Below are 14,720 nucleotides of genomic sequence, written 5' to 3'. Positions count from 1 at the left end.
ATTTTTCTCGTTTGTAAGACATAAGGGAACAACCCTATTCTTGCTGCAACGGCAACAGGTGTTGCCGTGTAACAACCGGGAGTTCAACCATGAAACTGATACTGAAACGTCGCTTATGGGCCACCTCTTTGTTGTTGGTCAGTTTTGCCGGTAGCGCAACTGAGCAAGCTTATCAAATGGTGGTGATTGCCGAAGATCCGCTGGCAGCCTTGATCAGTGCGAACAGCATTGACCCTGCTACAGTGGCACAGGCACCAGCATTACCGGCGGATCGATTTGCCAGACAAATGAATTTATGTGTGTTGTATAGCAAACAACAACGGTGGTCAGAAGCGAATACCGCTTGTCATCAGGCGGTTGTTGCAGGGCGGGACGGCAAACTAAAAGGCTCGGCATCGCAGCGTGAATTACGTTCATACGCTTATAGCAATCGCGGTGTTGCCAAAAGTTTAACTGGCGATCATCTTGGCGCGCTGGCGGATTTTCAGCGGGCAGATGCCCTGGCCGATCATGCTGTGATCAGCCATAACCTGGAAAAACTGACGGCCAGAATCAATCAGCCATTGGTCGCAGCAATGCACACCTCAGTGGCGGCACCGAAATAAGCCGCATTTACCAAGGTGGTGCTCCTTGTACAGGGAGCATCACCTGCAACCAACAACGGAGGTCATGATGCACTACACACCGCTTAGTTTGACATGGTTATCACCGGCGCAGCTGGTCACGGCTTGTTATCACTGGTGGCAGGAGCAGTGCTTTTTTTATCAACATCTGGCCATCAGTCAATTCGAACTGGATGATGAGCGCTAGCCCTCTGCTAGCCTGAACTGTAACTGGTTGCGCTTAGGGTTACATGGCATAATAACCACCGGTTAATCATCCAGTGGGTAATGAAAAATGCGGGTATGTGGTGTTGATATAAAAGGCAGCGAAATCATTTTATGTTTAATGGAAATGGAAAATGGCCTGTTTGATCTGCCGGATTGCCGTCAGGTGCGTTTCCCGCTGCAAAAAGACCAGGATACAGAACAAATGCGCAAGTTCCAGTTTACGATGGCAAAACTGGCGGAAGACTACAAAATTGATAAGTTTGTTATTCGGGAACGGGCACAAAAAGGTAAGTTTGCTGGCTCTGCTGTTGGTTTTAAAATTGAAGCGGCCTTACAACTGATCAATACAGTAGAGACTGTAATTTGCACCAATGCCGCCATCAAAGACAAACTAGCGGCGCATCCGGTGCCAGTGGTATTTAAAGATACTGGCTTAAAAGCGTTTCAGGAAACCGCTTTTACCACGGCTTATGCCTATCTGATCCATTAAACAGCACGACAGACACAACTGTACCCTACAACCTCAGTTGTGACTGACCACCAGACAGGACGTCTGGTCATAGTTTCCCGGCGTGGTCTATCACAGGGACGTGCCGCTGCTTGTGTTTAGGTGCAACGACAGTACAAGTTGCCACGCTGGTGCCAGCGAAGATTAATTGGCTTTCGGCCGGTATTTTTCAAACCAATAAATAATATAGGCGGGTTTAGCCATCATATTACTGGGTCTGTGGTGGATGGCATGTGATGCCCCTGGGATCCTGACCATCGCAGTATCCACACCCCGTAACTGTAAGGCCTGATAAAACTGCTCAGTTTCAGAAATCGGCGTGCGGTGATCAGATTCCCCGGTCAGCAGCATCGTCGGCGTTTTCACCTTGCCAACATAACTGATTGGCGAATGTTTCAGATAATGCTCTGGTTGTTCCCATGGCATCCCAGGGAACCAGTATTGACTGAAATAGTTATACATATCAGCGTTCAGCACAAAACTAAACCAATTGATCACCGGGTTGACCGCCACGGCCGCTTTAAATCTATCCGTATGGCCAACAATCCAGCTGGTCAACAAACCACCGCCACTGCCGCCTGTGACAAATAGTTGCTCCGGGTCAATAAATCCCTTGGCAATGGTCGCATCGACTGCATCCATTAAATCCTGGTAATCCTGACTGGGGAAATTGTGGTGGATCAAATTGGCAAACTCCATGCCATAACTGGTACTACCGCGTGGATTGCTATACAGCACGACATAACCTTGCGCTGCCATCAACTGCAATTCCATCGCAAAACCCGGACCATAGGCCGTATGGGGACCGCCATGAATTTCCAGAATAAGCGGGTATTTTTTGCTTTGATCAAAGCCTGGCGGATATATTAACCAGCTTTGCAATTTGCGCCGATCAAGCGATGATTCCAGCCAAAATTCTTCAACTTTGCCGATATCACGCGACATTTGCACATCAGCATTGAGCTTGGTCAGTGCACTAATTTTGCCAGCCTGCCATAATTCCAGCTCGGCCGGAGCCAGACTGGACATGCGGGTATAAGCAATTTTATCATTGGCAGAGACGGTGAAACTGCCCCCCGTATATGGCCGGCTGTAAGAACTGCCACCGACTTGCTCAACCAGCACTTTGCTGTTGCCTTGCAGGGATTGCAGCGCTATTTTACCCTGGCCCTGATCATCATATTGGATATAAATGCCGTCGCTGTCAGCGTCCCACTGGAAACTGTCAATCTGACGGTCTAAGTTCGCAGTTAAAGGCCTGACTTCTCCTGTGCGCAGATGTTTGACATATAACTGATTGGCCTGGTGCGCCAGTTTTTTATCATCGTAGCCCAGATAAGCCAGCCATTGGCCATCCTTGGATAAAGCGGGTGAATGGTCCGGACCAAATCTATCGGTGATTTGACTGAGTTTTTGATCAGCCAATGTCAGCAGATAAATATCGCTATTCTGCGCCTGAGCCCGCTGATCAGACTGGCGGTTCACTGAAAAATAAAAGCCTTTGCTATCCGGTTGCCAGCTGATCGCACCGGCATGATCAAAATCGCCACTGGTGAGTTGTATTGGAGTGCCACCATCCGCAGCCATCAAATACAGCTGCCGGTATCCGGCAGCTAAATAACCACGGCCATCAGTCCGATATTGCATGGTATCGATATAAACCGGCGCTTTAGCCCAGTCGTTTTGTTCAGGTTTCCCCGGCAGGGTCACTGGATTCTTGCGCTGTATTGGGGAAAACATCGAAAAAACCAGCCATTGACCGTCAGGTGACCAGCTAATATCGGTTGGCGCATGAGGCAAATGGCTGATTTGTCCCATTTGGCCGCTATCCAGCCAACGCACATGGATCTGTGGTTTGCCCGAAGCTGCAGAGACAAACAATAACTTTTTACCATCCGGTGACCATTGTGGCGCACTAATATCCGCCTGTTCAGCCACTATTGGCCTGAGTTGGCCCGTTTTGGTCTGACTGAGCCATAAAGAGCCCATGCGCTTGTCCAGCGCCTGATCAAAACGATTGCGCACAAACACCACTTCAGAGCCGTCTTTATTGATCTGCGGCTGTGATACAAACTCCAGCTGGAAAACATCTTCGTATTGCAAAGGTTGACTGGCACTCACTGTCAAACAGCTGCCAAGACAGGTCGCGACCACAAAATGCTGCATAATTCGATACACAAGTAACTCACTACAATTGCCGATTTAGCACGATACTAGTCAGCAGCCGGGATAACTGACCAGTCAGTTGCGGCTGTTACAGCTTTTATTGAGTTGAATGCGAGCATCTATCGATTGGATTTAGCAGCAAAGGTGTTTGGGAGCCTTCATGCCCTTCGCAGAGCGAGGGATTGCTCAGCCGGAGAGAAGCCAAATTGTTGGCTTCTCTAATTCCCGGCTTCGCTGTACTACTCTCCAAGTACTCCAGCGCCAGAATCACGATAAATAAAAAAGCCTAGCGAGTTTGGGAGCCTTCATGCCCTTCGCAGAGCTCAGGGCGTTCAATCGGCAAAAAGCCAAATTGTTGGCTTTTTGAAACCCCGATTTCACTGTACTACCTCGCATGGCAATGCCAAGCTCGACCAATATTCCGCCTAGATCCCATAAAGCCAAAAAGGCCCAGTCTAACGACTGGGCCTTTTTGCTTTATGAGGAGCCTTCATGCCCTTCGCAGAGCTCAGGGCCGTTCAGCCCGGACAACGCCAAATGGTTGGCGTTGTCTATTTCGGGCTTCACTGTACTACTCTCCAAGTACTCCAGCGCCAGAATCACGATAAATAAAAAAGCCCCAGTCTTTCGACTGGGGCTTTTTTATTTATTGGGAGCCTGGCGGTGTACTACTCTCGCATGGCATCTGCCACACTACCATCGTCGCAGCTGCGTTTCACTTCTGAGTTCGGAATGGATTCAGGTGGTTCCACAGCGCTATTGCCACCAGGCAAAAACTGTTTAGCTTCTTTAACTTAGACAAGCTTTGATTACTAATTCTTAGTAGCTCTTGATAGTAGTCGCACACTTACTGCAAAACAACTTGGGCGTTGTATGGTTAAGCCTCTCGGGCAATTAGTATGAGTTAGCTTAACGTATCACTACGCTTCCACACCTCACCTATCAACGTTGTGGTCTCCAACAACCCTTATGTGTACTCAAGGTACAAGGGATGACTCATCTCTTGGCCGGCTTCCCGCTTAGATGCTTTCAGCGGTTATCCGTTCCGAACGTAGCTACCGGGCAGTGCCATTGGCATGACAACCCGAACACCAGCGGTTCGTTCATTCCGGTCCTCTCGTACTAGGAACAACTCCAATCAATCATCCAACGCCCACGGCAGATAGGGACCGAACTGTCTCACGACGTTCTAAACCCAGCTCGCGTACCACTTTAAATGGCGAACAGCCATACCCTTGGGACCGACTTCAGCCCCAGGATGTGATGAGCCGACATCGAGGTGCCAAACACCGCCGTCGATATGAACTCTTGGGCGGTATCAGCCTGTTATCCCCGGAGTACCTTTTATCCGTTGAGCGATGGCCCTTCCATACAGAACCACCGGATCACTAAGACCTACTTTCGTACCTGCTCGACGTGTCTGTCTCGCAGTTAAGCTGGCTTCTGCCTTTGCACTAACCGTACGATGTCCGACCGTACTTAGCCAACCTTCGTGCTCCTCCGTTACTCTTTAGGAGGAGACCGCCCCAGTCAAACTACCCACCAGACACTGTCCGCAACCCCGATTAGGGGCCCACGTTAGAACATCAAACATGCAAGGGTGGTATTTCAAGGACGGCTCCATCGTGACTAGCGTCACAACTTCAAAGCCTCCCACCTATCCTACACATACAGGGTCAATGTTCAGTGCCAAGCTATAGTAAAGGTTCACGGGGTCTTTCCGTCTAGCCGCGGGTATACGGCATCTTCACCGCAATTTCAATTTCACTGAGTCTCTGGTGGAGACAGCCTGGCCATCATTACACCATTCGTGCAGGTCGGAACTTACCCGACAAGGAATTTCGCTACCTTAGGACCGTTATAGTTACGGCCGCCGTTTACCGGGGCTTCGATCAAGAGCTTCGCTTGCGCTAACCCCATCAATTAACCTTCCGGCACCGGGCAGGTGTCACACCCTATACGTCCTCTCTCGAGTTTGCAGAGTGCTGTGTTTTTAATAAACAGTTGCAGCCAGCTGGTCACTGCGACTCTCAGATGCTTACGGAGCAAGTCCTTCACACCCAAGAGCGTACCTTCTCCCGAAGTTACGGTACTATTTTGCCTAGTTCCTTCACCAGAGTTCTCTCAAGCGCCTTGGTATTCTCTACCTGACCACCTGTGTCGGTTTCGAGTACGGTCGACAAGTACCTGAAGCTTAGAGGCTTTTCCTGGAAGCGTGGCATCAACAGCTTCACCACCTTAGTGGCTCGTCTCGTATCTCAGTCTTAGGCGTCCGGATTTTCCTAAACACCCAACCTACATACTTTCACATGGACTACCAACGCCATGCCTGCCTAGCCTTCTCCGTCCCCCCATCGCAGTACTGTCGGTACGGGAATATTAACCCGTTTCCCATCGACTACGGCTTTCGCCCTCGCCTTAGGGGCCGACTTACCCTACCCTGATTAGCATGGGATAGGAACCCTTGGTCTTCCGGCGGGGAAGTTTTTCACTCCCCTTATCGTTACTTATGTCAGCATTCGCACTTCTGATACCTCCAGCATCCTTCACAAGACACCTTCTACGGCTTACAGAACGCTCCTCTACCACTTGCACATAGTGCAAGTCCACAGCTTCGGTGCATGGTTTAGCCCCGTTACATCTTCCGCGCAGACCGACTCGACTAGTGAGCTATTACGCTTTCTTTAAAGGGTGGCTGCTTCTAAGCCAACCTCCTAGCTGTCTATGCCTTTCCACATCGTTTTCCACTTAACCATGACTTTGGGACCTTAGCTGGTGGTCTGGGTTGTTTCCCTTTTCACGGCGGACGTTAGCACCCGTCGTGTGTCTCCCGAGTAGTACTCATTGGTATTCGGAGTTTGCAAAGGGTTGGTAAGTCGGGATGACCCCCTAGCCTTAACAGTGCTCTACCCCCAATGGTATTCGCTCGAGGCGCTACCTAAATAGCTTTCGAGGAGAACCAGATATCTCCGAGCTTGATTAGCCTTTCACTCCGACCCACAAGTCATCCCCTAATTTTTCAACATTAGTGGGTTCGGTCCTCCAGTTAGTGTTACCCAACCTTCAACCTGCTCATGGGTAGATCGCCCGGTTTCGGGTCTACACCCTGCAACTATTCGCCCAGTTAAGACTCGGTTTCCCTACGGCTCCCCTATTCGGTTAACCTCGCTACAGAATGTAAGTCGCTGACCCATTATACAAAAGGTACGCAGTCACCCCACGAAGGGGCTCCCACTGCTTGTACGTACACGGTTTCAGGTTCTATTTCACTCCCCTAACAGGGGTTCTTTTCGCCTTTCCCTCACGGTACTGGTTCACTATCGGTCAGTCAGGAGTATTTAGCCTTGGAGGATGGTCCCCCCATATTCAAACAGGATGTCTCGTGTCCCGTCCTACTCGTTTTCACTGATGAAGACTTTTCGTGTACGGGGCTATCACCCTGTATCGCGGCACTTTCCAGAGCCTTCCACTAATTCTTCACCAACTTAAGGGCTAGCCCCCTTTCGCTCGCCGCTACTAAGGGGATCTCGGTTGATTTCTTTTCCTCGGGGTACTTAGATGTTTCAGTTCTCCCGGTTCGCCTCGTATGACTATGTATTCATCATACGATACCAGATAAATCTGGTGGGTTTCCCCATTCGGACATCTGTGAGTCTAACGTCTCTTACCGACTTCTCACAGCTTTTCGCAGGTTAGCACGTCCTTCATCGCCTCTGACTGCCAAGGCATCCACCGTGTACGCTTAGTCACTTAACCATACAACCCCAAATTGTCTTGGAAATCGTAAGTTTGTGCTTAAGGTTCACAATAAAATTGTTGACCTTTATTTTTACTACTATCAGCTTGCCTAATTGTTAAAGAGCATTTTGAGATAAACTCAAATCAAATCACACCAACAAGTGCGCTTTGATTTGAATTTTGCGAGCAATCAATCAGTTATTCTTTAGAAGCTTTCTAAGGAATGGTGGAGTTAAGCGGGATCGAACCGCTGACCTCCTGCGTGCAAGGCAGGCGCTCTCCCAGCTGAGCTATAACCCCAAATATAAAATTTGGTTGGTCTGAGTAGACTCGAACTACCGACCTCACCCTTATCAGGGGTGCGCTCTAACCACCTGAGCTACAGACCAATTCTAACTTGCCTGTTCGTCTTATTGCTGCGTTGCATTCTTTGCTCACTCAGTCATGTACTACAGTACACTCCTTCGCTCGCTCAGCCTGCGCCTTGCACTAAGCCAAACATTCTTCGTTATAAGCCTGATGGCCTCTAACTGTTTTGCTCTATCTCTGCAATCAATCATCTGTGTGGACACTTCGAAACATCAGTTCGCTATAGGTAAGGAGGTGATCCAACCCCAGGTTCCCCTAGGGTTACCTTGTTACGACTTCACCCCAGTCATGAATCACAAAGTGGTAAGCGCCCTCCCGAAGGTTAAGCTACCTACTTCTTTTGCAACCCACTCCCATGGTGTGACGGGCGGTGTGTACAAGGCCCGGGAACGTATTCACCGCAACATTCTGATTTGCGATTACTAGCGATTCCGACTTCACGCAGTCGAGTTGCAGACTGCGATCCGGACTACGATACGCTTTAAGAGATCCGCTCACTGTCGCCAGCTTGCCTCCCTCTGTACGTACCATTGTAGCACGTGTGTAGCCCTACTCGTAAGGGCCATGATGACTTGACGTCGTCCCCACCTTCCTCCGGTTTATCACCGGCAGTCTCCCTAGAGTTCCCACCATTACGTGCTGGCAACTAAGGATAAGGGTTGCGCTCGTTGCGGGACTTAACCCAACATTTCACAACACGAGCTGACGACAGCCATGCAGCACCTGTCTTAGCGTTCCCGAAGGCACAATCGTATCTCTACAATCTTCGCTAGATGTCAAGAGTAGGTAAGGTTCTTCGCGTTGCGTCGAATTAAACCACATGCTCCACCGCTTGTGCGGGCCCCCGTCAATTCATTTGAGTTTTAATCTTGCGACCGTACTCCCCAGGCGGTCTACTTAGTGCGTTAGCTGCGCTACTCACAGTACAAGACCACGAACAGCTAGTAGACATCGTTTACGGCGTGGACTACCAGGGTATCTAATCCTGTTTGCTCCCCACGCTTTCGCACCTGAGCGTCAGTATCGTGCCAGGGGGCCGCCTTCGCCACTGGTATTCCTCCAAATCTCTACGCATTTCACCGCTACACTTGGAATTCTACCCCCCTCTCACGTACTCTAGTTGGCCAGTTTCAAATGCAATTCCCAGGTTGAGCCCGGGGCTTTCACATCTGACTTAACCAACCGCCTGCGTGCGCTTTACGCCCAGTAATTCCGATTAACGCTTGCACCCTCTGTATTACCGCGGCTGCTGGCACAGAGTTAGCCGGTGCTTCTTCTGCGAGTAACGTCAAAGTTAGCCGCTATTAACGACCAACCCTTCCTCCTCGCTGAAAGTGCTTTACAACCCGAAGGCCTTCTTCACACACGCGGCATGGCTGGATCAGGCTTGCGCCCATTGTCCAATATTCCCCACTGCTGCCTCCCGTAGGAGTCTGGACCGTGTCTCAGTTCCAGTGTGGCTGATCATCCTCTCAAACCAGCTAGGGATCGTCGCCTTGGTGAGCCATTACCTCACCAACTAGCTAATCCCACGTAGGCGCATCCGACAGCATGTGGCCCGAAGGTCCCACACTTTGGTCCGTAGACATTATGCGGTATTAACAGTCGTTTCCAACTGGTATCCCCCTCTGTCGGGTAGCTTCCTACGCATTACTCACCCGTCCGCCGCTAGGTCCGAAAACCCCGCTCGACTTGCATGTGTTAGGCCTGCCGCCAGCGTTCAATCTGAGCCATGATCAAACTCTTCAATTAAAAGTTTTTTCGCTACCTAAGTAGCTGCTCAGTATTACTGACTAAATATTTTACTATCTGGTCACTCATACTCAGTTAATTCGTTTTGCGAATCTCATGAATCGAGTGCCCACACAGATGATTGATTGCTAATTGTTAAAGAGCGTGCTTCGACCACGAAGCGGGAGGCGTATGTTACACTTCCCAGAATTTAAGTCAAGCAGAGAATTTCACTATTTAAATGAGCTTCTCTGCTCAACCTGCCTTACCTCAGAAACCATTACTGATTTCTACCTCACCACAACTTTCAGACCTTTCAACCTGTCGTCGCTGCGAGGCGGCCATTTTAGTCAGTTTTCATTTCGTGTCAAGCGTCTTTTTATCGACATTTTCAACTTTCTTCAAACTCACCCGGCTTGCTGCTTTCGCACCACCCCGTCGGCATGGGGCGCATTATAGACAGTTTTTAGCAGGGCGCAAGCGCGATTTAAAGAAAACTTTCACTTTCAGGTGTGACAGCTTCTTTTTCAAACGAAAGGTGCTTTTTTCCAACAATTGTCGCATAATTTCGCATCAGCACAGGAGTTTGATATGACTATACGTTCTTATAAAAGTGTAAGCCCAAGCCTTGGCCAGGGGGTTTATGTTGATGAAAGCGCTGTTTTAGCCGGAGACATCGTATTAGCAGCAGATGTCAGCATCTGGCCTTTAGTTGCAGCCAGAGGCGACGTCAATATCATCCGCATCGGTGCCCGCTCCAATGTGCAGGATGGTTCCGTCCTGCATGTATCCCGGCCCAGCCAGAAAAATCCGGCCGGTTCTCCACTCCTGATTGGTGAGGATGTAACTGTTGGCCATAAATGTATGCTGCACGGCTGTACTCTGGGCAACCGTATTCTGGTTGGCATGGGCGCTATCGTGATGGATGATGCTGTGGTCGAAGACGATGTCATTATTGGCGCTGGTAGTTTAGTGCCACCTGGTAAAACCCTGACATCGGGTTATTTATATGTAGGAAGCCCAGTCAAACAAGCAAGGCCATTAAATGACGCCGAACGCGCTTTCCTGAAAACATCTGCCGACAACTATGTACGATTAAAAGATGAGTACTTGGCAGAGCAATAACCAAGCTTAGATGTTGCCACTATATATAGTAGCAACATCGAGCCCTGTTTTACCTTAACCGATACTGCCATCCAACCAGAGCACGCCCTCAGCATCGGTTTGCTCTGCGTCTAACGCCGCTTCAATTTCATCTTCCCAAAAAAACGCATCTTCCTTCACCTGCGTCAGCCAGGCATCGGCTAACCAGCCTTCAGGTAATCGGATACGGATGTTCAGTCGTAAACCAGCCTGCAGCACCGAACAACAAACGGCCTGATAACTGGCATCATAAACAAAGTCATGATTAAAGATCAGTTGCTGATTCATAACTGCGCCTGTAAAGCCGCCAGTACCGGCCTGATGTCAGGTCTGATCCCGCGCCAAAGGTAAAAGCTTTCCGCCGCTTGTGCCACCAGCATGCCTAAACCATCAGCGCAGGCTGCGACTCCCTGCTGCTGACACCAGCATAAAAAAGCCGTCGGTTCTTTGCCGTACATCATGTCATAGGCCAATACACAATGTTGTAAATGATTCGGCGCCAGCTCGGGCCGAGCACCTGTCAAACCACTAGAGGTAGCATTGATAACCAGCGGCCAGGATTGATTCGGTATGGCGTTGTAATCTGATGCAGTTACTTCCGGACCAAATAACGCCGCAATCGCTTGCGCTTTTGTTGCTGTCCGGTTGGCGATGTGGATCTTGGCCACCCCGGCCGCTAATAAAGGCCCAATCACACCACGGCTGGCACCACCGGCGCCCAACAATAGCAGCTGGGCCCCCACTAACTCAGCCCCTAACCGGCGCAAATCAGCCACTAAGCCGAGGCCATCAGTATTATCACCACAAAGCTGCCCTTGTCGATCCAGATACAAGGTATTCACAGCTCCCGCTTGCTGCGCCCTGCTACTCAGTACTTGCGCCAGTGCAAAAGCCTGTTCTTTAAACGGCACTGTGACATTACCACCCCGACCACCAGCCGCGACAAACTGCTGCCAGCTGTCGGCAAAGCCAGCAAGCGGTGCTAAAATAGCCTCATATTGCAGATCCTGACCCGTTTGCGCCGCAAACTGGCGATGGATCCACGGCGATTTTGAATGCCCAATCGGGTTTCCGAATACTGCGTAACGGTCCACTTAACCACCATGATAAAGTTGCTGAAAAAGATGTTTAAAGCTGACGATAGCAAGAGCCACCCGACACCACAAGTCACCCCATATCAATTGATTGGTGGCGAAGATGCGACACGCCGACTGGCCAACCGTTTTTACGACATTATGGCAACGGCGCCTGAAGCGGCCGAGTTATATGCTATCCATCCGCTGCCATTGGATGTGATCCGGCAGAAGTTCTATGAATTTCTGTCCGGCTGGCTCGGTGGCCCGGCGCTGTTTGAACAACAATACGGTCATCCACGGTTAAGAGCACGCCATCTGCCCTTTCCGGTCAGTCCGACGCTACGTGATCAATGGATGTTCTGTATGAATACGGCTTTAGCCGAAGTGGTGACAGACAAAATGTTGCGGGCCGGTTTAGCTGAGGCTTTAGGTCAGTTGGCCAGCCATATGATCAACAAAGCAGATTAATAAGCTGGCGTAGCGGTATGAATCGCTACGCCAGCTTTGGTCGGTATTAACTGGCTATTGGAACTGCGCGCTGAATAATCTGCTGCAGATACTGGGTAAATTGATGGCCGTGATGTGCCAACATTTGCGGGAACATCGAAATGGATGTCATGCCAGGAAAGGTATTAATCTCATTCAGTAAAATATCACCTTGTTCCGTGAGGAAAAAGTCGACCCGAGATAAATGCCGTAACTTCAACTGACGGAACGCTTTCAACGCTAACTGCTGCATGGTGGCAATCTGCGCCTCGGTCAGACCGGCAGGTGCCAGACTGGTGGTGGTGTGGCTGGCGGCGCTGTATTTCTCTTCAAAGGTATAAAACTGATTCTGCGGCAGGCAAATTTCGCCAGGCCGGGTTGCAACCAGCTCATCGCCGTATTGATACACCGCAATTTCCAACTCGCGTGGTTTTAATGCTTTTTCAATCAGCACCTGCTCAGAATAACCAAAGGCAGCATGGATCGCTTGTTGCAGTTCTTCCGCTGTCGACGCTGAATAACAACCCACCGAGGAACCTTGACTGGCCGCCTTCACAAACACCCGCCCCCAGTGCTGCAAGGCTTGTTGTGCCTGCGCCAGACTGTCGGCACTGCTGTCAGTTAAAAACACATAAGGCGTATTAGGGATACCTACCGCGGATAACCACAACTTGGTACTGACTTTATTAAAACATAAAGTACTGGCTTCTGGGCCGCAACCTAAATAAGGTAAACCCGCTAATTCCAACATCGATTGCAGATCACCGGTTTCGCCCGGATAACCATGAATACAAGGCACGACGAAGTCAACCCGCTGACTGCGGCCATTAATATGCAGCTGCCGGTCCAGCCCGAGCACACACAAGTGCCCCGCCTGATCCAGCCAGTGGTCTTTCTGCATTTCAACCCGGGTGACCAGCACATCAGGCAGCAAATTCAGTTGTTGTTCGATAAAGTTCGCGCTGCGCAGCGATACCTCGTGCTCAGGACTGCCACCACCACATAACAACAACACATGGACAGATTTCATTGTTTATTCCTTAGCAACAACAAGCAAAGCTTGCTGCTGACTTTTATTATTGATTCAGGCCAAGCCAGTCCTGCGGTTGCAGATAACGTTGATACAACGCAGCTTCCGCCGAATCCGCTATCGGTTGATAACCATATTCCCAACGCACCAGCGGCGGCATTGACATCAGAATCGATTCAGTGCGACCACCACTTTGCAGGCCGAACAGCGTGCCGCGGTCAAACACCAGATTAAACTCCACATAACGGCCACGACGATAGAGCTGGAACTGGCGCTGATGCTCAGAATAAGGCGTGTCTTTACGCGCCGCCACTATGGGCAAATACGCCTGACAAAAGCCATTGCCGACACTTTGCATAAAGGCAAAACTGCGCTCAAAACCCCATTCGTTCAGATCATCAAAAAACAATCCGCCAACACCCCGGGTTTCGGCCCGATGTTTTAAATAAAAATATTCATCGCACCACTTTTTATACGCCGGATACACCTCAGCACCAAAAGGATCACAACAATCTTTCGCGACCTGGTGCCAGTGCCGAACATCCGCTTCCACCGGATAAAAAGGCGTTAAATCAAAACCGCCACCAAACCACCAGACCGGTGCTTCACCGGCTTTTTCGGCGATAAAAAACCGCACATTGGCATGACTGGTTGGCACATGCGGGTTCAGCGGGTGGATCACCAGTGACACGCCCATAGCTTCAAAACCGCGACCAGCCAGTTCAGGCCGGTGCGCCGTGGCCGAAGCCGGCATTTTATCACCAAACACATGGGAAAAGTTGACACCGGCCTGTTCAAACACGGCCCCCTGCGTCAGCACACGGCTGCGGCCACCGCCGCCTTCAGCCCGTTGCCAGCTGTCTTCTACGAACGCCGCCTTACCATCGGCGGCGGCCAGGCTGGCACAAATCTGGTCTTGCAGCGCCAGTAAAAAGGCTTTCACCTGGGCTTTATCAACCTGGGACATTGCTGTCTGCATCTTCTACTCCTGTGCCAGACTGATCCGTCTGGCCTGACAGTTAACCGGCACGGAAAATATGTCCGGTGCGGATATCTCTGATTTCACTTGGATTTAACCGACCCCCTGTCGCTGCATCCAGCACCAGGGGTAATTGCCCGCCTAATTGCGCCCGGACTTCAGCGGCACTGCGGCAAGCCGGTAAACCTGATAAATTGGCACTGGTCGAGGTCAGCGGTTTGCCATAGGCACGGCACAGTTGCTGCACCAGCGGATGGTCGCTGACCCGCACCGCAATAGTGTCAAACTGCCCGGTCAGCCAATCTGTCAGACCAGCCCGGGCTGGCAGCACCCAACTGACGGGGCCGGGCCAGCTTTGCAACATCCGCTCTCTTTGTTCAGCCGACAACGCGCTGTCATCGACATAAGGCAACAGTTGCTGATAATCCGCCGCGATTAAAATCAGTCCTTTGCTTTTTTCCCGCTGTTTTAACGCTAACAATAAGGCGATGGCTTGCTGATTATCCGGATCACAACCCACACCAAACACCGCTTCTGTCGGATAAGCAATCACTTGTCCGTCGGTTAACGCTTTGATTGCTTTGTTTAATTCAGTCTCAGATAGCATAACACTCAACTCCGGGTGACACGCCTTACTGGCGTAGCGGTGCACAAATATTTTCCT

Annotated in this window: 11 protein-coding genes, 2 tRNA genes and 3 rRNA genes; 5 read left to right on the top strand and 11 right to left on the bottom strand. The window is 50.4% G+C overall.

The genetic code is table 11. The annotated features are described in order from the left end of the window. Positions 1-89 precede the first annotated feature (89 nt). The 3 genes from AC53GJ_RS00230 to AC53GJ_RS00220 all read left to right on the top strand — a co-directional run bounded on the left by AC53GJ_RS00230 (position 90) and on the right by AC53GJ_RS00220 (position 1,320). Positions 90-605: a hypothetical protein gene (locus tag AC53GJ_RS00230; protein WP_496730533.1), complete on the top strand. Its 516-nt coding sequence runs from the start codon at positions 90-92 to the stop codon at positions 603-605. Between the two features lie 64 nt (positions 606-669). Beyond that, positions 670-810: a hypothetical protein gene (locus tag AC53GJ_RS00225; protein WP_496730532.1), complete on the top strand. Its 141-nt coding sequence runs from the start codon at positions 670-672 to the stop codon at positions 808-810. Between the two features lie 87 nt (positions 811-897). Next, a complete protein-coding gene (locus tag AC53GJ_RS00220; protein ID WP_496730531.1) occupies positions 898-1,320 on the top strand; it encodes a DUF3010 family protein in 423 nt (140 codons plus the stop codon). A gap of 162 nt (positions 1,321-1,482) precedes the next feature. On the opposite strand, the gene AC53GJ_RS00215 is transcribed toward AC53GJ_RS00220, so the two are convergent. The 6 genes from AC53GJ_RS00215 to AC53GJ_RS00190 form a co-directional block, all read right to left on the bottom strand. Next, positions 1,483-3,516 carry a S9 family peptidase gene (locus tag AC53GJ_RS00215; RefSeq protein WP_496730530.1) on the bottom strand — a complete coding sequence of 678 codons (2,034 nt, stop codon included), beginning with the start codon at positions 3,514-3,516 and terminating at the stop codon, positions 1,483-1,485. A 643-nt stretch (positions 3,517-4,159) separates the two neighbouring features. Then, positions 4,160-4,274: ribosomal RNA gene (rrf, locus tag AC53GJ_RS00210) — 5S ribosomal RNA — on the bottom strand. A gap of 103 nt (positions 4,275-4,377) precedes the next feature. Beyond that, positions 4,378-7,260, bottom strand: a 23S ribosomal RNA gene (locus AC53GJ_RS00205). Positions 7,261-7,466: 206 nt separating this feature from the next. Continuing rightward, a tRNA-Ala gene (locus tag AC53GJ_RS00200) sits at positions 7,467-7,542 on the bottom strand. Positions 7,543-7,554: 12 nt separating this feature from the next. Beyond that, positions 7,555-7,631, bottom strand: a tRNA-Ile gene (locus tag AC53GJ_RS00195). 207 nt (positions 7,632-7,838) lie between these two features. Next, positions 7,839-9,363, bottom strand: a 16S ribosomal RNA gene (locus tag AC53GJ_RS00190). The 16S, 23S and 5S rRNA genes sit together here with 2 tRNA genes alongside, the layout of an rRNA operon. 570 nt (positions 9,364-9,933) lie before the next feature. Here AC53GJ_RS00190 and AC53GJ_RS00185 point away from each other — a divergent pair. Next, positions 9,934-10,467, top strand: a complete 534-nt coding sequence (locus AC53GJ_RS00185; protein ID WP_496730529.1) for a gamma carbonic anhydrase family protein — start codon at positions 9,934-9,936, stop codon at positions 10,465-10,467. Between the two features lie 54 nt (positions 10,468-10,521). Here AC53GJ_RS00185 and AC53GJ_RS00180 read toward each other — a convergent pair whose 3' ends face one another. Beyond that, positions 10,522-10,773, bottom strand: coding sequence for a DUF1488 family protein (locus AC53GJ_RS00180; protein ID WP_496730528.1), 252 nt, complete (start codon positions 10,771-10,773; stop codon positions 10,522-10,524). Further along, the gene (aroE, locus tag AC53GJ_RS00175) at positions 10,770-11,579 is read right to left on the bottom strand and encodes a shikimate dehydrogenase (protein WP_496730527.1); all 810 of its coding nucleotides are present in this window, start codon (positions 11,577-11,579) and stop codon (positions 10,770-10,772) included. Before aroE ends, AC53GJ_RS00180 begins: the two co-directional genes overlap by 4 nt. Before the next feature lie 30 nt (positions 11,580-11,609). Between aroE and AC53GJ_RS00170 the strand changes: the two genes are divergently transcribed. Beyond that, positions 11,610-12,029, top strand: a complete 420-nt coding sequence (locus AC53GJ_RS00170; RefSeq protein ID WP_496730525.1) for a group II truncated hemoglobin — start codon at positions 11,610-11,612, stop codon at positions 12,027-12,029. 46 nt (positions 12,030-12,075) lie between these two features. Here the strand turns inward: AC53GJ_RS00170 and AC53GJ_RS00165 are convergent, their stop codons facing one another. From AC53GJ_RS00165 to tsaC, 3 genes are read right to left on the bottom strand one after another with little or no spacing between them, the layout of a single operon-like run. Next, on the bottom strand, positions 12,076-13,077 hold the full coding sequence (locus AC53GJ_RS00165) for a D-alanine--D-alanine ligase (RefSeq protein ID WP_496730524.1): 1,002 nt from the start codon (positions 13,075-13,077) through the stop codon (positions 12,076-12,078). 46 nt (positions 13,078-13,123) lie between these two features. Continuing rightward, positions 13,124-14,044 carry an oxygen-dependent coproporphyrinogen oxidase gene (hemF, locus tag AC53GJ_RS00160; protein ID WP_496732834.1) on the bottom strand — a complete coding sequence of 307 codons (921 nt, stop codon included), beginning with the start codon at positions 14,042-14,044 and terminating at the stop codon, positions 13,124-13,126. 52 nt (positions 14,045-14,096) lie between these two features. Continuing rightward, positions 14,097-14,663 carry an L-threonylcarbamoyladenylate synthase type 1 TsaC gene (gene tsaC / locus AC53GJ_RS00155; protein ID WP_496730522.1) on the bottom strand — a complete coding sequence of 189 codons (567 nt, stop codon included), beginning with the start codon at positions 14,661-14,663 and terminating at the stop codon, positions 14,097-14,099. Between the last annotated feature and the right edge of the window lie 57 nt (positions 14,664-14,720).

It is taken from the genome of Rheinheimera sp. B2H12, from assembly GCF_059620065.1.
The sequence above is the reverse complement of the archived record's forward strand: the minus strand, read 5'-3'. Positions and strand labels throughout refer to the sequence as shown.

Coding starts and splice junctions, on each gene's coding strand:
- AC53GJ_RS00185 (WP_496730529.1), top strand. CDS start 9,934: ATGACTATACGTTCTTATAAAAGTGTAAGCCCAAGCCTTGGCCAGGGG.
- AC53GJ_RS00170 (WP_496730525.1), top strand. CDS start 11,610: ATGTTTAAAGCTGACGATAGCAAGAGCCACCCGACACCACAAGTCACC.
- AC53GJ_RS00180 (WP_496730528.1), bottom strand. CDS start 10,773: ATGAATCAGCAACTGATCTTTAATCATGACTTTGTTTATGATGCCAGT.
- AC53GJ_RS00165 (WP_496730524.1), bottom strand. CDS start 13,077: ATGAAATCTGTCCATGTGTTGTTGTTATGTGGTGGTGGCAGTCCTGAG.
- AC53GJ_RS00225 (WP_496730532.1), top strand. CDS start 670: ATGATGCACTACACACCGCTTAGTTTGACATGGTTATCACCGGCGCAG.
- hemF (WP_496732834.1), bottom strand. CDS start 14,044: ATGTCCCAGGTTGATAAAGCCCAGGTGAAAGCCTTTTTACTGGCGCTG.
- AC53GJ_RS00220 (WP_496730531.1), top strand. CDS start 898: ATGCGGGTATGTGGTGTTGATATAAAAGGCAGCGAAATCATTTTATGT.
- tsaC (WP_496730522.1), bottom strand. CDS start 14,663: ATGCTATCTGAGACTGAATTAAACAAAGCAATCAAAGCGTTAACCGAC.
- AC53GJ_RS00230 (WP_496730533.1), top strand. CDS start 90: ATGAAACTGATACTGAAACGTCGCTTATGGGCCACCTCTTTGTTGTTG.